At 69.1% G+C, this 17034-nt stretch carries 17 protein-coding genes; 7 read left to right on the top strand and 10 right to left on the bottom strand.

Annotated elements, in window-relative coordinates; genetic code table 11:
• Positions 1-6 precede the first annotated feature (6 nt).
• Complete coding sequence (locus tag G6N34_RS00450; RefSeq protein WP_235680623.1) at positions 7-2139, bottom strand: acyl-CoA dehydrogenase family protein; 2133 nt, start codon at positions 2137-2139, stop codon at positions 7-9.
• A 225-nt stretch (positions 2140-2364) separates the two neighbouring features.
• Between G6N34_RS00450 and kstR the strand changes: the two genes are divergently transcribed.
• Together kstR and otsB are read left to right on the top strand one after the other, a co-directional pair.
• Positions 2365-3042: a cholesterol catabolism transcriptional regulator KstR gene (kstR, locus tag G6N34_RS00445; RefSeq protein WP_085155703.1), complete on the top strand. Its 678-nt coding sequence runs from the start codon at positions 2365-2367 to the stop codon at positions 3040-3042.
• A 4-nt stretch (positions 3043-3046) separates the two neighbouring features.
• Positions 3047-3799 carry a trehalose-phosphatase gene (otsB, locus tag G6N34_RS00440; RefSeq protein WP_109788657.1) on the top strand — a complete coding sequence of 251 codons (753 nt, stop codon included), beginning with the start codon at positions 3047-3049 and terminating at the stop codon, positions 3797-3799.
• Here otsB and G6N34_RS00435 read toward each other — a convergent pair.
• The 4 genes from G6N34_RS00435 to G6N34_RS00420 are packed head-to-tail and all read right to left on the bottom strand — an operon-like array spanning position 3796 to position 7475.
• Positions 3796-4905: an Rv3575c family transcriptional regulator gene (locus G6N34_RS00435; RefSeq protein WP_085155701.1), complete on the bottom strand. Its 1110-nt coding sequence runs from the start codon at positions 4903-4905 to the stop codon at positions 3796-3798. The two genes, otsB and G6N34_RS00435, sit on opposite strands and share 4 nt — an antisense overlap.
• Before the next feature lie 11 nt (positions 4906-4916).
• On the bottom strand, positions 4917-5792 hold the full coding sequence (locus G6N34_RS00430) for a metal ABC transporter permease (protein WP_085155699.1): 876 nt from the start codon (positions 5790-5792) through the stop codon (positions 4917-4919).
• On the bottom strand, positions 5792-6580 hold the full coding sequence (locus tag G6N34_RS00425) for a metal ABC transporter ATP-binding protein (protein WP_085155697.1): 789 nt from the start codon (positions 6578-6580) through the stop codon (positions 5792-5794). Before G6N34_RS00425 ends, G6N34_RS00430 begins: the two co-directional genes overlap by 1 nt.
• On the bottom strand, positions 6567-7475 hold the full coding sequence (locus tag G6N34_RS00420; RefSeq protein WP_085155847.1) for a metal ABC transporter solute-binding protein, Zn/Mn family: 909 nt from the start codon (positions 7473-7475) through the stop codon (positions 6567-6569). The genes G6N34_RS00425 and G6N34_RS00420 overlap by 14 nt, the downstream gene beginning before the upstream one ends.
• Positions 7476-7602: 127 nt before the next feature.
• Here G6N34_RS00420 and G6N34_RS00415 point away from each other — a divergent pair, with 127 nt between their 5' ends.
• From G6N34_RS00415 to G6N34_RS00405, 3 genes are read left to right on the top strand one after another with little or no spacing between them, the layout of a single operon-like run.
• Entirely contained in the window at positions 7603-8361 is a 759-nt protein-coding gene (locus G6N34_RS00415; protein WP_085155695.1) for a LamB/YcsF family protein, read from the top strand.
• A gap of 28 nt (positions 8362-8389) precedes the next feature.
• Positions 8390-9310 carry an MBL fold metallo-hydrolase gene (locus tag G6N34_RS00410; RefSeq protein WP_085155693.1) on the top strand — a complete coding sequence of 307 codons (921 nt, stop codon included), beginning with the start codon at positions 8390-8392 and terminating at the stop codon, positions 9308-9310.
• Positions 9311-9318: 8 nt separating this feature from the next.
• Positions 9319-10563, top strand: coding sequence for an SLC13 family permease (locus G6N34_RS00405; RefSeq protein ID WP_085155844.1), 1245 nt, complete (start codon positions 9319-9321; stop codon positions 10561-10563).
• A gap of 3 nt (positions 10564-10566) precedes the next feature.
• On the opposite strand, the gene rlmB is transcribed toward G6N34_RS00405, so the two are convergent.
• Genes rlmB through carD form a run of 5 tightly spaced genes read right to left on the bottom strand, consistent with a single transcriptional unit; the run spans position 10567 to position 14611 of the window.
• Positions 10567-11511 carry a 23S rRNA (guanosine(2251)-2'-O)-methyltransferase RlmB gene (rlmB, locus tag G6N34_RS00400; protein WP_085155691.1) on the bottom strand — a complete coding sequence of 315 codons (945 nt, stop codon included), beginning with the start codon at positions 11509-11511 and terminating at the stop codon, positions 10567-10569.
• Complete coding sequence (gene cysS, locus G6N34_RS00395) at positions 11511-12920, bottom strand: cysteine--tRNA ligase (protein WP_264017074.1); 1410 nt, start codon at positions 12918-12920, stop codon at positions 11511-11513. Before cysS ends, rlmB begins: the two co-directional genes overlap by 1 nt.
• Positions 12921-12943: 23 nt before the next feature.
• Entirely contained in the window at positions 12944-13435 is a 492-nt protein-coding gene (gene ispF, locus G6N34_RS00390) for a 2-C-methyl-D-erythritol 2,4-cyclodiphosphate synthase (RefSeq protein ID WP_085155842.1), read from the bottom strand.
• Position 13436: 1 nt separating this feature from the next.
• Positions 13437-14111 (bottom strand): 2-C-methyl-D-erythritol 4-phosphate cytidylyltransferase, encoded by a 675-nt coding sequence (ispD, locus tag G6N34_RS00385; protein WP_085155687.1) that lies wholly within the window; start codon positions 14109-14111, stop codon positions 13437-13439.
• 11 nt (positions 14112-14122) lie between these two features.
• Positions 14123-14611, bottom strand: coding sequence for an RNA polymerase-binding transcription factor CarD (gene carD / locus G6N34_RS00380; protein ID WP_078021125.1), 489 nt, complete (start codon positions 14609-14611; stop codon positions 14123-14125).
• Between the two features lie 320 nt (positions 14612-14931).
• Here carD and G6N34_RS00375 point away from each other — a divergent pair, with 320 nt between their 5' ends.
• Together G6N34_RS00375 and radA are read left to right on the top strand one after the other, a co-directional pair.
• Positions 14932-15501 (top strand): copper chaperone PCu(A)C domain-containing protein, encoded by a 570-nt coding sequence (locus G6N34_RS00375; protein ID WP_234813079.1) that lies wholly within the window; start codon positions 14932-14934, stop codon positions 15499-15501.
• A 48-nt stretch (positions 15502-15549) separates the two neighbouring features.
• Complete coding sequence (radA, locus tag G6N34_RS00370) at positions 15550-17034, top strand: DNA repair protein RadA (RefSeq protein WP_085155685.1); 1485 nt, start codon at positions 15550-15552, stop codon at positions 17032-17034.

The following is a 17034-nucleotide window of genomic DNA, read 5'->3' as shown; positions in this document are numbered from 1 at the left end:
ACCAGGTCAGCGGGGCAGGCCGAGCAGGCGCTCGCCGGCCAGGTTCAGCAGGATCTGCTCGGAACCGCCCGCGATGGTCAGGCAGCGGGTGTTGAGGAAGTCGTGCACGCGCGGGCCGATGACCGCGCCCGCACCCTCGGACAGTTCCATCCGGAACTCCGCCAGCCCCTGCCGGTACCGAACCCCGATCAGCTTGCGCGCACTGGCCTGTGGTCCCGGATCCCCACCGCCGACGGCGAGCTGGGCGATCCGCTGATCCAGCAGCGACCCCACCTGGGCCGAGACGATCAACTCGGCGAGGCGATCGAGATCGGCCGGGTCGAGTCCACCGTCGCGGACCGTGCCGAGCAGTTCCTCCATCGGATTGCCCAGGGCCGTGCCCTGCGCCATCGCGACACGCTCGTTGGCCAGAGTGGTGCGGGCCAGGCGCCAGCCGTCGTCGACCGTGCCGACCACCATCTCGTCGGGCACGAAGACGTCGTCGAAGAACACCTCGTTGAACAGTTCATCGCCGGTGATCTCACGCAGCGGACGGATCACGATGCCCGGTGACGTCATGTCGATCAGGAAGTACGTGATGCCCTTGTGCTTGGCGACGTCGGGATTGGTGCGCGCCAGGCAGACACCCCAGTGCGCCTTCTGCGCGGCCGAGGTCCACACCTTCTGTCCGGTGAGTCGCCAACCACCTTCGGCGCGAACGGCTTTCATGCGCAGCGCGGCCAGGTCGGATCCCGCGCCCGGCTCGCTGAACAGCTGGCACCAGATGACGTCACCGCGCAACGTCGCGGGCACGAACCGCTGCACCTGCTCCGGACTGCCGTGCTCGAGGATCGTGGGTGCGGCCCACCATCCGATGACCAGATCCGGCCGCTCGACGCCACCGGCCTCGAGTTCCTGATCGATGAGAAGCTGCTCGGCCGGCGAGGAGTCCCGGCCGTACGGCCGCGGCCAGTGCGGCGCCTGCAACCCGGCGTCGGCCAGCGCGCGCTGCCGCTCCTCGGCTGGGCGCGCGGCCACCTCGGCCACGGTCGCGGCGATCTCGGGCCGCAACTGCTCGACGGAACTGAGGTCGATGTCGAGGGTGCGCCGCACGCCGTCGGCGGTCAGCTGAGCCACGCGGCGCAGCCAGTGACGCCGCCCGCCCAGCGCCGCCTCGATGCCATAAGCGCGACGCAGGTAAAGGTGCGCGTCGTGCTCCCAGGTGATGCCGATGCCACCGAGCACCTGGATGCAGTCCTTGGCGTTGGCCTTGGCCGCGGCAATGCCCGCCGCGGCAATGCCCGCGGCGGCGGCGACCGCGGCGGCGATCGACAGCTGGTCGTCGTCGGATCCGGCCGACTCCGCGGCGGCGCGGGCCGCATCCGCGGCGGCCACCGAGGCCTGCTCGGAGCGCAGCAGCATCTCCGCGCACATGTGCTTGATGGCCTGGAAGCTGCCGATCGGCTTGCCGAACTGCTCTCGGACCTTGGCGTAGGAGACCGCGGTGTGCAGCGCCCAGCGCGCCACGCCCGCGGCCTCGGCGGCCAGCACCGTCGCGGCCAGATCCGCCACCCGCTGCGGTGACACCGCCAACACGCTCGCCGGCGCCGAGTCCAGATCGACGCGCCCCAGCGGACGGGAGAAGTCGGTGGCCGGCAACGCCGAGATCGTCACGCCCGCCGCGGCACCGTCGACCAGCACCCACTGGTCCCCCGCCGGGAGCAGCAGCAGGGCACCCGGTTCGGCGCCGAGCACGTGGTCGGCCCTACCCGACACCGTGTCACCGTCGAGGCGCACGTCGGCGGCAAGCGCCACCGCGGCGACCCGCTCACCGGAGATGAGCGCGCCGAGGGCCTCGGCGTCGTCGAGCAGCAGTGTGGCCAGTGCGGTGGAGGCGACCGGGCCGGGCACCAGGGCGTAGGCGGCCTCGTCGAGCATGGCGCACAGGTCGGTCACCGACGCGCCTGCGCCGCCGGCCTCCTCGTCGACCGCGACACCGAACAGCCCTAGTTCGGCCAGGCCCTCGTAGACGGGCCGCCAGGCCCCGGGCTCACCCTGTTCGACATCTCGTGCGGCGGCGATGCCGCCGGACCCCGAGGCCCAACTGCGGACCAGGTCACGGGCGGCGATCTCCTCGGAGATGCTGGTGTTGGAAGTCACGGAAACCACTCAGTCCTCGGTTCGGCGGAATAAGACCGGTGCGGCCCACTAGAACGTGTTCTAATATTGCCAGTGTTCGGCAGTCAAGTCGAATGTGCGCAAACGAGGCGGGGGACGCTCAGCGGGCGTGTTTCCGGCCACAGGGGATTGGCGGAGGTACGAGATTAGCGGCGACCATGCGTATCGTTTCGCTCAGACACGCCAAGGTGAGGAGTCGAGGGCGGAATGGCGACGAACACACGGTCAGCAACCACCGGTACACAACCGCGTCAGGTCATGACCGTGCCCGTCCTCGCCGAGTCCGAACTCGGATCCGATGCCCAGCGCGAGCGGCGCAAGCGCATCCTCGACGCCACCATGGCCATCGCCTCCAAGGGCGGTTACGAGGCCGTCCAGATGCGCGCCGTGGCCGACCGCGCCGACGTCGCCGTCGGAACGCTCTACCGCTACTTCCCGTCCAAGGTGCACCTGCTGGTGTCGGCGCTGGGCCGGGAGTTCGAGCGGATCGACGCCAAGACGGACCGCACGGTGATCGCCGGCGGCACGCCCTACCAGCGACTGAACTTCATGGTGAGCAAGCTGAACCGCGCCATGCAGCGGAACCCGTTGCTGACCGAGGCGATGACACGCGCCTACGTCTTCGCCGACGCCTCCGCGGCCGGTGAGGTCGACCACGTCGAGAAGATCATCGACTCGATGTTCGCCCGCGCCATGGCCGACGGCGAACCGAGCGAGGACCAGTACCACATCGCCCGCGTGATCTCCGACGTGTGGCTGTCGAATCTGCTGGCCTGGCTCACCCGGCGGGCCTCGGCCACCGACGTCAGCAAGCGCCTGGACCTTGCTGTGCGCCTGCTGATCGGCGACGGCGCTGGGGTCGAGTCCGGCGCGACCAACCCCTGACCCGGTGCGTCCACTGCCAGCGGATCTGACGTCCGCGCTGCGGACTGTGGCGGCCCTGCCGCGACTGCTGGTCACCTCCGACTTCGACGGCACGCTGGCGCCGATCGTCAACCATCCGGCCGACGCCCGTCCGCTGCCCCACGCCGCCGACGCGCTGCACGCGCTCGCCGAACAACCGGGAATCACGGTTGCGCTGATCTCGGGCCGGGGCCTCACCGACCTGGCCGCACTGTCGGGGATGTCTGAGACCGTGCAGTTGGTCGGCAGCCACGGCGCCGAATTCGCGCACGGCTTCGCCCACGAGATCGACGAGGGCCTGCTCGCGACCATCACCGCGGAGTTGACCGCGATCGCCGACCGCCACCCAGGTGTCACCGTCGAGCCCAAACGCGCGAGCGTGGCCCTTCATGTGCGCAATGCCTCCCCCGAGGACGGCGAGGCGGCGCTGGCCGCGGCGGTCGCCGCCGGAAAGTCCTGGAATGCCGAGTCCACCGCGGGCAAGGCCGTCCTGGAGTTCGCGGTGATCACAACCGACAAGGGTGAGGCCATCGACATCCTGCGGGAGGGCGCCGACGCGGATGCGGTGGTGTACTTCGGGGACGACGTGACCGACGAGAAGGCGTTCCGTCGCCTGCGTGACAGCGATGTCGCCGTCAAGGTCGGCCCGGGCGAAACCCTGGCCACCCACCGCGTCGAGACCCCCGAGGACGTCGCGGCGGCACTCGAGTTCCTGGTGCAGTTGCGCCGCGGCGATTAACCGGGCGGGCCCGCCGTCCGCCCACGAATCAGTTCGGTCGGCAGAATGTCGACGACCGGCAGTCCCGACCGGGGCGGTTGGTGCAGCAGACTGCCTGCGCGCCTGCCCTTCTCCAGGCTGGGTTGCGACACCGTCGTCAGTCCTCGTTTGACGGCTTCGGGAACCCCGTCGAATCCGGTGACGGTCATCTGACCCGGTACGTAGATGCCGCGCGCCCGCAGATGGTCCATCGCCGCCAGCGCCAACACGTCGGCCGTGCACATCAGCGCCGTGATCCGGGGGTTGGCGGTCAACGCCAATTCCGCTGCGGCGCCGCCGGAGACGGCGTCGTGCTCGAAGCTCTCCACAATGGTCAGCGCGTCGTCGCCAAGCCCTGCCGCGGACATCGCGTCGCGCACGCCCGCGATGCGTTCGGACTGCGCGCGAAAGGGCGTGTCCCGCAATCGCTCCGAAGACACCAGCGCGGCCTGCGCACGCCCGTCGGCATCGGCGTCGTCACGGTTGCCCAAACGCAGTGTCAGCAGGCCGATCTCGCGATGCCCCAGACCCACCACATAGTCGGCGAGTTCACGCATCGCGGCGCGGTCCGCGATGCCGACGAACGAGGCACCGGGCACGTCACTGGGTTGGTCCACCACCACGAGTGGCAGACCGCGCTCCCGCACCAACTGCAGGTAGGGGTCCTCATCGGGGGCCGCGTAGACCACGAAACCGTCGACGCCCGCCGACAGCACCGCACTCGAACCCTCCTCGACCGAGCGACTTGGCCCGACCGCCACCAGCAGCAACCCCTGTCCGGCCTGCTCGCAGGTCTCGGCCAGGCCCGCCACGAAGTTCAGGGCCGCGGGGTCGCTGAAGGAGTACGTCAGCGGTTCGGTGATGACGAGGCCCACCGCACCCGCCTTGCGCGTGCGCAGTGAGCGCGCGACGGGATCCGGTCCGGCGTAGCCCATCTGCTTGGCCGTCGCCAGAATGCGTTCGCGAAGATCGGGGGACAACTGGTCTGGCCGGTTGTACGCATTGGAGATCGTGGTGCGCGAAACCTTCAGTTCGGCGGCCAAAGAAGCCAGCGTGGCCCGACGCCGGGGCGTGGGACTTCTGGGCATGCTCTGGGAGGCTAGTTCATCCGGGCGCGGGAGTCGCCCTTCGGCACCGCCGCGGCGCGCTGATTGAATGCCCACACGGCCAGCCAGACCGCACAGACCAACGTGACAATCGCGAAACTCGGCGGCAGATTGAGGATCGCGGAGACGACCAGACCACCCCAGACCGCCAGCAGCGACAGCACAGTCGAGGTCGCCATGGCCGCGATCGGGCGCGCGGTCAGCATGATCGCGGTCGCCGCGGGCGTCACCACGAGCGCGAACAGCAGCAGCGTGCCGACCGCCTGGACCGCCATCGTGACGGCCAGACCGAGCAGGGCCATGAAGACCACCGACAGTGCCCGCACCGGCACACCTTTGGCCTCGGCGACGTCAGCGTTGACCGAGGAGAACAGCAGAGGGCGGAACAGTGCGGTGATGGCGACCGCCAACACCAGCACCAGCACCCCGAAGGTGACCAACTGCGCGTGCGTGACGGCCAACAGATTTCCGAACAGCACGTTGGTCACGGTGCTGGTGCTCTTGGTGGCCAATGAGCTGAAGAACAGGCCCAGGCCGGTGGCAGCGGCCAGGACCGTGCCGGTGGCGATCTCACGGTCGTCGGCCTTCTTGCCGAGCGCTCCGATCACAAGCGCACCGCCGATGCAGAACACCCCGAGTCCCAGCGTCACCGGGACGCCGACCAGTACGGCTCCCGTCGCACCGGGAAATCCGATGTGCGCCAATGCGTGTGCGGCGAACGCGGTGTTGCGCACCACGATGAAGTAGCCGATCAGTCCCGCGGCCAGCGCGACCAGCGTGCCGCCGATCAGGGCGTTGCGCATGAAACCCGAGGTCAGGATCTGCCACCAGTTGTGCTGGTAGCCCATCGCGATCAGTTCAGTGGTCATCACACGCTCCGCATGTACAGGTCGCCCTGCGGAGTGTGGACGACCTGGATCGAGGTGCCGTACAGGTGGCTGAGCAGTTCGCCGTCGACGACCTCGTTCATGAGCGCGAAGTGCGCGTGGCCGTCGAGGAGGTAGATCGCACTGTCGAGGACGCCGAGCAGCGGGTTGAGGTCGTGGGCCACCACCAGGATCGTCACGCCGAACTCGTCGCGGATGCGGCCGAGCAGGGTGACGATCTCACGCTGGTGCCGCAGGTCCAGGGCCGTCAACGGCTCATCGAGGATCAGCAGGCGGGGCCGGCTCACCAGTGCCTCCGCGATCGCCACCCGCTGGCGCTGACCGCCCGACAGTTCGGACAGCCTGCGCCGGGCGAAGTCGCTGGCCCCGACGGCGGCCAGCGTCTCCATCACTCGGTGCCGCTCCTCCGGTCGCGGCCACGCGAAGCCCCAGCGATTCCCGATCAGGCCGAGCATCACCGCATCGGTGGCGCGAATGGCGTGGCCCGCGGCCGCGGCGTAGTTCTGCGGTACGTAGCCGATGAGGTCGGTGGCCTGCCCGGGCGCCCGGCCCAGTACCCGGACCTCGCCTGAGGCCACCCGGGTCAGGCCCAGCACGACCTTGAGCAGCGTGGTCTTGCCCGACCCATTGGATCCGATGACCGCGGTGATGCCGCCGGCGGGCACGTCGAACGTGCCCTCCGACCAGATCAGCCGACCCCCGCGGACGACGCTGACGTCGTCGAAGGACAGCGCGGGTGTGACGTCGGGATCGGCCTCAGAGTGAGACACCAAGGGCCTCGGCCAGTGCGGTGAGTTGGTCCACCTGCCAAGCCTCGAACGAATCCGACCCGGGCGCCACCGTTTCGGTCACGTTCACCACCGGGATTCCGGCCGCCTCGGCCGCGGCGCGCAGTTGGGCGGGCACCGAACCCTCCGTCTGGGTGTTGAAGATCAGCACGTCGACACCCTTGTCGCCAAGCAGCGTAAGGAACGCACCCAGATCGGCGGGCGTTGGGTCGCCGTCGTTGTTCGTCGCGGCCTGATAGCCCGCGGGGGTGCGGTTCTGCAGCCCGAGGGCCTGGCCCATCGGGTTGAAGACGCCCTCGGTGGCTGCGTAACCGCGGCCCGAGGCACCGGCCTTGATCGCCGCGATGGCGGCCTCGTAGGGGCGCAGCGCCTCGGCGAAGTCCGCTCGGCGATCAGCGAAGTGGTCCCGCGCCGCGGGCGCGAGTTCGGTGAGTTTCGCGGTGACCGCATCGGCGACGCCGACCACGGCGGCCGGGTCATACCAGGCATGCGCGTCCGCGGGGTGATCCGCATGATCGGAATGGTCCGCATGATCGGAGTGGTCGGCGTGTTCGATGGCGACCGCATTCACGACCGCAGCGGTCGGAGCGGAAGTCTGCGCGAGTTTCGCGGCCCACTCGTCGTAGTGGCCACCGTTGAGGACGACGAGTTGGGCGTCGCGGAACTTCGCCGCGTCGGCCGGCGAGGGCTCGAAATCATGCGGGTCGACCGACGTCGCGGCCACGACGGTCGTCACGTTTGCGCAGGCACCGCCGAGTTGGGACACGATGTCACCCCACTGGTCGACGCTGACCACGACGTTGACCGGGGTCGTGGGGCATGCGGTGTCGCCCGTGGCCTCGGTCTCCGCCGGTCGCTGGTCAGAGCACGAGGTCAATCCGAGCGCGAGCGCGGCGACGGTGAGGGCGGAGATTGGGCGCGAGAGATTCACCCGATAACGATAACCGTTTTCAACAAGCGCGGCCAATCGGCCTCAACCCCGCCGTCCGCAATAGGCTGGAGGTATGCGCACGGTCGATCTGAACGCCGACCTCGGCGAGGGCTTTGGAGTGTGGCAGGTGGCCGACGACGAGGCCATGCTCGACGTCGTCACGAGCGCGAACATCGCGTGCGGTTTCCATGCTGGAGATCCCGCCGGGCTGGCGCGCACCTGCGCGGCCGCGGCCACCCGTGGCATCGGGATCGGCGCCCAGGTGGGGTATCGCGACCTTCACGGGTTCGGCCGTCGCTTCATCGACGTCGAACCCACCGACCTCACCGCCGAGGTGGTTTATCAGATCGGCGCCCTGCAGGCCCTGGCCCGGATCGCGGGGTCGCGCGTCACCTACGTCAAACCCCATGGGGCGCTGTACAACACGATCGTCACGCACCAGGAGCAGGCGCGCGCGGTCGCCGAGGCCGTACATGCGGTCGATCCGGCACTGCCGGTGCTCGGCCTGCCCGGATCGGTGTTCTTCGACGAATGCCGGCGGCTGGGTCTTCGAACGGTGGCCGAAGTGTTCGCCGACCGCGCCTACCGCCCCGACGGCCAGCTGGTGTCGCGGCGAGAACCCGGTGCCGTGCTGCACGACCCGGTCGAGATCGCCGAACGGGTCGCCACGATGGTGGCCACCGGCATGGTGCGGTCGGTGGCCGGATCCGACGTTGCGGTGGAGGCCGAATCGATCTGCGTGCACGGCGATTCACCCGACGCCGTGCAGATCGCCCGGGCCGTGCGCGACCGCCTGCTGGCCGAGGGCATCACGTTGCGTGCCTTCGCGTGAGCCGGGTGACCGCGATTATCGTCAGCTGATGCGCCTCAAACCCGGCCGACCAGACCTGGCGCGCTACGGCGACATGTTCACGGTGTCCACCGCCGCGTCCGACTCAGCGCTGGCGGTCACCTGGCTGGGCGTCTCGACCCTGCTGTTCGACGACGGCGACTCGGCCGTGCTGACCGACGGGTTCTTCTCCCGCCCGTCGTTGGCCCGAGTCGGACTGGGCCGGATCGCGCCGTCCACACCCCGCGTCGACGGGTGCCTGGCGCGCCTGTCCAGGCAGCGCCTGGACGCGGTCCTGCCCGTGCACAGCCACTACGACCACGTGCTGGACTCGGCACTGGTCGCCGAACGCATGAGCGCGGTCCTGGTCGGCGGCGAGTCGACGGCCAACGTCGGACGCGGGCACGGCCTGCCGGATGCGCAGATCCTCGTCAGCACGCCGGGTGAACCGATGACCTTCGGCGCATTCGAGGTGACCCTGATCGAGTCCCACCACTGCCCACCCGACCGCTACCCCGGCACCATCTCCGCACTCGTGCGACCGCCGGTCAAGGTCGGCGCATACCGGTGCGGCGAGGCCTGGTCCACCCTCATCACGCACATCCCGTCCGGGCGGCGCTGCCTGGTGCAGGGCAGCGCGGGGTTCGTCGCGGGCGCGCTGGCCGGGCACCGGGCCGAGGTGGCCTACCTCGGCCTGGGACAACTGGGCCTGCAGTCCGCCGATTACCTGCGGCAGTACTGGACCGAGACAGTGCGCGCGGTAGGCGCGAGGACCGTGATCGGCATCCACTGGGACGACTTCTTCCGCCCCCTGTCGGCACCACTGCGCGCACTGCCCTACGCAGCCGACGACCTGGACTTCACCCTGCGCGTGCTGCGCGACCTCGCGGCCCACGACGGTGTGGCGCTGCACCTTCCGACGGTGTGGCGACGCGAGGATCCGTGGAGTTGACCTTCACCCTGATCCTGTCGTTCGCCCTGCTGGCCCTGGTACTGATCTTCGCGATCGCGCGTCCCGAGGGCTGGCCCGAGGCCGCGGTCGCGGTGCCCGCGGCGTCGGTCCTGGTCCTGGTCGGCGCGCTGACGCTCGATGCCGCGGCGGCCGAGGTGCGGCGACTGTTCCCCGTCGTGGCCTTCCTGGCCGCAGTCCTGCTGCTGGCCAAGCTGTGCGACGACGAGGGCCTGTTCCGGGCGTTCGGTGCGATGATGGCCCGCGCGAGTGCGGGCAGGCCCGCCACGCTGCTGGGTCAGGTGTTCGTCCTCGCCTCGGCGACCACGGCCGTGCTGTCGCTCGACGCCACGATCGTGCTGCTGACACCGGTGGTGCTCGTCACCGCCCGCACCCTGGACGCGCCGGTCCGACCGCACGCCTACGCCACCGCGCACCTGTCGAACACGGCGTCGCTGCTGCTGCCGGTGTCCAACCTGACCAATCTGTTGGCCTTCTCCGCGGTCGCGGCGGCGGGGTTGTCGTTCACCGACTTCACGCTGCTGATGGCCGGGCCGTGGCTCGTGGCGATCGCCGCGGAGTACGTCGTGTTCCGGCGCTTCTTCGCCCGTGAGCTTGTGCCCGTCCCCGTCGTCGCGCCCGCGGACGTCCCGCACCTGCCCAAGTTCGTCCTGGCGGTGCTCGGCCTGACGCTGGCCGGCTTCGCCGCGACGTCGCTGATCGGCCTGGACCCGGTGTGGGCGGCGCTGGCGGGGGCCGCCGTGCTGACCGTGCGCAGCCTCGCGCGCAGGCGCAGCACCGTCGCGGGTCTGGTGCGCTCGGTGCACGTACCGTTCCTGGTCTTCGTCCTGGCGCTGGGCATCGTGGTGCAGGCCGTCATGGACAACGGGTTGGCGACGTGGCTGGGACGGCTGATCCCCGACGGCACAAGCCTGCTGGCCCTGCTCGGGATCGCGGCCGCGGCGGCGGTGCTGGCCAACCTGGTCAACAATCTGCCCGCGGTGTTGGTGCTGCTGCCGCTGGTCACCGCGAGTGGCCCCGCGGCCATCCTGGCGCTGCTCATCGGGGTCAACATCGGCCCGAACCTGACCTACGTCGGATCGCTGGCCAATCTGCTGTGGCGCCGCGTGCTGCAGAGCAGAGAAGTTCCCACCAGCGCAAGGGAATTCAGTGCGCTTGGGGTGGTCACCGTACCGGTGACGCTGGTTCTGGCCGTCGTCGCGCTGTGGTTTGGGACGCGAGTGTTGGGAATCTGACGATCAGCGGCGACGACGCTGGCGCGCGATCTCGGCAAGCACCACGCCTGCGGCCACCGACGCGTTGAGCGACTCGGTCTCCCCGGCCATCGGAATCGACACGATCGCGTCGCAGTTCTGCCGGACCAGTCGGGACAGGCCCTTACCCTCCGAACCGACCACGACGACCACCGGTCCGATGCCGTCCAGATCGTCGAGGTTGGTGTCACCCTCGGCGTCGAGGCCCACGACCTGCACCCCGGAGTCGGCCCAATCCTTGAGCGACCGGTTGAGATTCGTCGCGCGGGCGACGGGAATACGGGCCGCAGCACCCGCACTGGTCCGCCACGCCACCGCGGTGACCGAAGCCGACCGGCGCTGCGGGATGAGCACTCCGTGCCCACCGAAGGCTGCGACGGACCGCACGATCGCGCCCAGGTTGCGCGGATCGGAGATGTTGTCCAGCGCCACCACCAGGGCGGGCTCATGGTCGTTGGCGGCGGCCCGAAGCAGGTCGTCGGGATGCGCATAGTTGTACGGCGGCACCTGCAGGGCGATGCCCTGATGCAGTCCGTTGGTGCTCATCCGGTCGAGGTCGACGCGGGCCACCTCCAGGATCGGAATGCCCGCGTCGGCGGCCCGGGTCACCGACTCCGTCAGGCGCTCGTCGTTCTCGGTGCCCAACGCCACGTAGAGCGCGGTCGCGGGGACACCCGCGCGCAGGCACTCCACCACCGGGTTGCGGCCGAGGACGATCTCGGTGTCGTCCGTCTTCTTCGGCCGACCCTGCTGCTGCCGGGCGGCCTTGTTGGCGCGCTTGGCGGCGGGGTGGTGGGGCCGCATGTGGGCGGGCGGTGTCGCGCCCCGACCCTCGACTCCACGACGCCGGTTTCCACCTGAGCCCACAGTCGGGCCCTTCTTGGTGCCAGCCTTGCGAATTGCGCCGCGACGCTGTGAATTTCCAGCCATTACTTGGCATCTCCGTCCAGCAGTGACCACTGTGGACCGTCAGCGGTGTCGGTCACGTCTATCCCGGCCTCTTTGAGACGATCGCGGATCTGGTCGGCCTGTGCCCAGTCCCGGTTGGCCCGCGCCTGCGCGCGACCCTCCAGTGCCCAGTGCACCAGATGATCGACGGCGGCCAGTGCCGCGGACGTCTCGTCGCGGGTCTCCCAGCGTTCGTCGAGGGGGTCGCAGCCCAGGATGCCCATCATGGCGCGGATCGCCGATGCGTGGGCCATGGCCCCGGCATGGTCTCCGGCGTCGAGGGCGCGGTTGCCGTCGGCGCGGATGGTGTGCACCTCGGCAAGCGCGATCGGAACCGACAGATCGTCGTCGAGGGCCGCCGCGAACTTCTCGGTGACCTCACCGGGCACGACGCCACCGACGCGGGTGCGCACTCGGTGCAGAAATTCTTCGATGCCGGTGTAGGCCTTCACCGCGTCCTGCAGTGCGGTCTCGGAGAACTCCAGCATGGACCGGTAGTGCGCGCTGCCCAGGTAGTACCGCAGTTCTGCGGCCCGAACACGTTGCAGCACAGCCGGAATCGCGAGCACATTGCCCAGCGATTTGCTCATCTTCTCGCCACCCATGGTGACCCAGCCGTTGTGCAGCCAGAACTGCGCGAACCCGTCACCCGCGGCCTTGGCCTGGGCGATCTCGTTCTCATGGTGCGGGAACACCAGATCCATTCCGCCGCAATGGATGTCGAAGGTTCCGCCGAGGTACTCGTGCGCCATCGCGACGCATTCGGAGTGCCAACCAGGCCGGCCCCGGCCCCACGGGGTGGGCCATGACGGTTCGCCAGGCTTGGCGCCCTTCCACAGGGTGAAGTCGCGCTGGTCACGCTTGCCGGTGGCAGCGCCCTCGCCCTGGTGCACGTCGTCGATGCGATGCCCGGACAGTGCGCCGTACTCCGGATAGCTCAGCACGTCGAAGTAGACGTCGCCGCCACCTGCGTAGGCGTGTCCACCGTCGATGAGTCGCTCGATCAACTCGACGATCTGCGTGATGTGCCCGGTGGCGCGGGGTTCGGCCGACGGGGGAAGCACCCCGAGGGCGTCATAGGCGGCCGTGAAGGCACGCTCGTGGGTCGCGGCCCACTCCCACCACGGCCGGCCCGCCGCGGCGGCCTTGTTCAGGATCTTGTCGTCGATATCGGTGACATTGCGGATGAACGCGACGTCGTAGCCCTTGGCGACCAGCCAGCGGCGCAGCACGTCGAACGCGACACCGCTGCGGACGTGACCGATGTGCGGCAGGCCCTGCACCGTGGCACCGCACAGATAGATCGATGCGTGACCAGCTTGAACCGGGACGAAGTCACGCACGGCACCAGTCATGGTGTCGTGCAGTCTCAGGCCCCCGGGATGGCCCACGCGATCGGTCACGACGGGCCAGCTTACCGCCCTGAGCGGCCAGAATCGGCATCGGTGACCACGAGGGCCGTCGCAACGGCCGCCAGACCCTCACCACGGCCGGTTAATCCCAGGCCGTCGGTGGTGGTTGCGGACACCGACACCGGGGCGCCCAGCAGGCCCGACAGCGTCTCCTGCGCCTCGACGCGTCGCGGCCCGACCTTGGGTCGGTTGCCGATCACCTGCACCGCGGCGTTGCCGACCCGGAAGCCGTTCTCCTCGAGCAGTCCACGGACATGCGTGAGCATCGCGGCCCCCGTCACTCCGGCCCAGCGCGGATCCCCGACCCCGAACACGCCGCCGATGTCTCCGAGTCCCGCGGCGGATAAAAGCGCATCGCACAGGGCGTGCACGGCGACGTCACCGTCGGAGTGGCCCGCGCATCCGTCTGCGTCGGGGAACAGCAGACCCAGCAGATGACATGGCCGGCCCGGCTCGATCGGATGCACGTCTGTGCCCAGGCCGACCCTGGGCAGCTCAGTCACCGGCCAGCACTGCCTGAGCGAGCCGCAGATCCAGCGGCGTGGTGATTTTGAATGCCAACGGGTCCCCCGCGACGGTCTGCACCTGACCGCCGATGTTCTCGACAATCGATGCGTCGTCGGTGAACGCCGATTCACCCGCTCGCGCATACGCGCGGGCCAGCGTCTCCGTCGCGAAACCCTGCGGGGTCTGGACTGCACGCAGTCCGTCCCGCTCCGGTGTGCCCAGCACGACACCGTTGGCGTCAACGGCCTTCACCGTGTCGACCAGCGGGAGCACTGGGACCACCGCACTGTGCCCCGCACGCAGTGTCTCGACGACGCGTGCGATCAGGGAGGGCGGAGTGAGCGGGCGGGCCGCGTCGTGAATGAGGACGAACTCCGCGTCCTCGGCGGCGGCCAGCGCATTGCGAACCGATTCGGTGCGGTCGTCGCCGCCGGCGACCACGGTCACCGGCAGCTTCGATCCACCCAGAATCAACTTGGCTTCGTCGGTGCGCTCGGCGGGCACCGCTACGACGGCGCCGTCCACGACACCAGAAGCGGCGAGCCCCTCAAGCGCGAGTTCGACGAGTGGTTTGCCCGCCAGCTTGGCGAACGCCTTGGGAATACCTGCCCCAAGACGCTGACCCGACCCCGCGGCGGGAACGATGGCGATTGTGCGCCCCATCTGCGTAAACGCTAGGAGGCGGCAGCCAGAACCTCGTCAAGGATGATCTCAGCCTTGGCGTCGTCGGTGTTCTCCGCCAGCGCCAGCTCGCCGACCAGAATCTGCCGGGCCTTGGCCAGCATCCGCTTCTCGCCCGCCGAGAGACCACGCTCCTGGTCACGACGCCACAGGTCGCGGACGACCTCGGCCACCTTGTTCACGTCCCCGGAAGCGAGCTTCTCGAGGTTCGCCTTGTAACGGCGCGACCAGTTCGTCGGCTCCTCCGTGTGCGGCGCGCGCAGGACCTGGAACACCTTGTCCAGACCCTCCTGCCCCACCACATCGCGGACGCCGACATACTCAGCGTTATCAGCGGGAACTCGAACAGTGAGATCGCCCTGGGCAACCTTCAAGACGAGATATTCCTTCTGCTCGCCTTTGATGGTCCGGGTTTCGATCGCCTCGATCAACGCAGCACCGTGGTGTGGATAGACGACGGTGTCTCCGACCTTAAAAATCATCAGTTTCGAGCCCCTTTCACTCCCTCAGGGTACCACGGTGCTCGAACCGGCGCGGATCAACGATGCAGGTCAGGGGCCGTGCGGATGAATGCAGGGGGTTGACACCATTGCGATTCCATGCAATGTGAGCGGGGGCACACCAGGGCTGGAACCTGTTCCATCAAGCGTGATTTCGGCTGTGGCTCGGCCCCGCTGGGCGTGCGCCAGAGCACACCTGAGGCGGCTCAGCGGGGCCGCAGTGGACCTCGGCTACCGCGCGGTTGCAGCACCTACTACTCTGCATAGTCGAACTTGTGGCGTTCGCGAGCAGGAGGCTTTCCGTGATCTCTTTCGATGCCCCCCGGGCATTCACCGTGCGCACCCGGAAGCGCACCGGAGTCGCCGCCTGCGCGCTGCTCATCGCGTCGGCCGTGGTCGGCTGTAGCGCTGGGCAGGTGTCGCAGGTCGCCACCCAGGAGCCCGCAGTCAACGGCACCCTGGCAACGTTCGACAACGTCGCGCTGCGCAACATCCACATCCAGGCTGTCGAGAAGGGTGACGCGCTGGAACCCGGTCAGGACGTGGACCTGGTCTTCACCGCGGCCAACCTGTCCCCCGACCGCGCCGATCGACTCGTCGGCATCACCACCGACATCGGCGAGGTCACCGTCACGGGCGAGAAGGAACTGCCCGCCAACGGCGTCCTGGTCATCGGTTCGCCCGACGGCGTCGAGGAACTGTCCAAGATCGAAGAGGCCGACGTCGCGAAGGCCACCGTCGCGCTGAGCAAGCCGATCCGCAACGGGCTGACCTACGACTTCACCTTCAAGTTCGAGAAGGCCGGCGAGCACACCGTCGCAGTCCCGATCTCGGCGGGCAACGCCCCGCGGCAGGAAGCCCCGCTTCACTGATCCGCGAGCCTGACCAGATCTGTCACACCCGGCCGATACCGTCACCGCGTGGGCAGGTCAGGAACCAAGGCGCGGACGCAGTACCGCTGCACCGAGTGCGAGCACGTCACCGCGAAATGGGTTGGCCGCTGCGCTGAGTGCGGCACCTGGGGAACGGTCGAACAGGCCGCGGTGCTGTCCTCGATGGGCGGCCGTGCGCATCGGGCCATCGCGCCGTCGTCGGCCGCGGTGTCCATCAGTTCGATCGAACCCGATCAGACCCGGCATTACGCCACAGGCGTCAGTGAGCTCGACCGTGTCCTAGGTGGCGGCATCGTGCCCGGTTCCGTCACGCTGCTGGCCGGTGAGCCCGGCGTCGGGAAATCGACGCTGCTGCTCGAGGTGGCACACCGCTGGGCCGAGACCGGCCGCCGTGCCCTCTACGTGTCCGGCGAGGAGTCGGCCGGCCAGATCCGGATGCGTGCCGAACGCACGGGATGCACGCACGACGAGGTGTATCTGGTGGCCGAATCCGATCTCGACGCAGTGCTGGCGCATCTCGAGGCGGTCAAACCCACCCTGGTGATCGTCGACTCGGTGCAGACGTTGTCGAGCGCCGACAGCGACGGCGTCACCGGTGGTGTCACCCAGGTTCGGGCCATCACGACGGCCCTGACCAGCTACGCCAAGACCGCGAGCAAACCCGCGGTGGCGATGGTGCTCGTCGGGCACGTCACCAAGGACGGCGCGATCGCTGGTCCGCGCTCGCTTGAGCACCTCGTGGACGTCGTGCTGCACTTCGAGGGAGACCGAAGCAGCTCACTGCGGATGGTGCGCGGGGTCAAGAATCGGTTCGGCGCTGCGGACGAGGTCGGCTGCTTCATGCTGCAGGAGAGCGGCATCGAGTGCGTGGCCGACCCGTCCGGGCTGTTCATGGACCAGCGGCCGGAACCTGTCTCCGGCACCGCGGTCACGGTCACGCTCGACGGCAAGCGCCCGCTGATCGGCGAAATCCAGGCGCTGGTGGGGCTGTCCAACGTCACGTCACCGCGGCGAACGGTCAGCGGCCTGGACCAGTCCCGGGCGGCCATGACCGCGGCCGTCCTGGAGAACCGCGCGGGGGTTCGCCTCGGGGAACGTGACATCTACCTGTCGACCGTGGGCGGCATGCGGCTCACTGACCCGTCATCGGACCTTGCCGTGGCACTCGCGATCGCGTCGGCGTTCGCCGACCTGTGCCTGCCGTCGTCGGCCGTGGTGATCGGCGAGGTGGGTCTGGCCGGTGATCTGCGCCGGGTTACGGGCATCGACCGGCGGTTGTCCGAGGCCGCCCGGCTCGGGTTCACCACGGCACTGGTGCCCGTCGGTGTGAAAGCGGCTCCGTCGGGCATGCGGGTCATCGAGGTGGCCACCATCGGGGCGGCGCTGCAGGAGCTGCTCAGCATCGCCACCAACCCCCGCCGTAAGCCCACTGTGGTCACACCCGCGCCGCGACCTGAACTCAAAGTGGTGGACGGCCGCCCGAAGCGTCCGGGCACGGGGGACAATGGTTAA

Origin of the sequence: Mycolicibacterium confluentis (genome assembly GCF_010729895.1) — a bacterium.
GTDB classification, from domain to species: domain Bacteria; phylum Actinomycetota; class Actinomycetes; order Mycobacteriales; family Mycobacteriaceae; genus Mycobacterium; species Mycobacterium confluentis.
The sequence above is the reverse complement of the archived record's forward strand: the minus strand, read 5'-3'. Positions and strand labels throughout refer to the sequence as shown.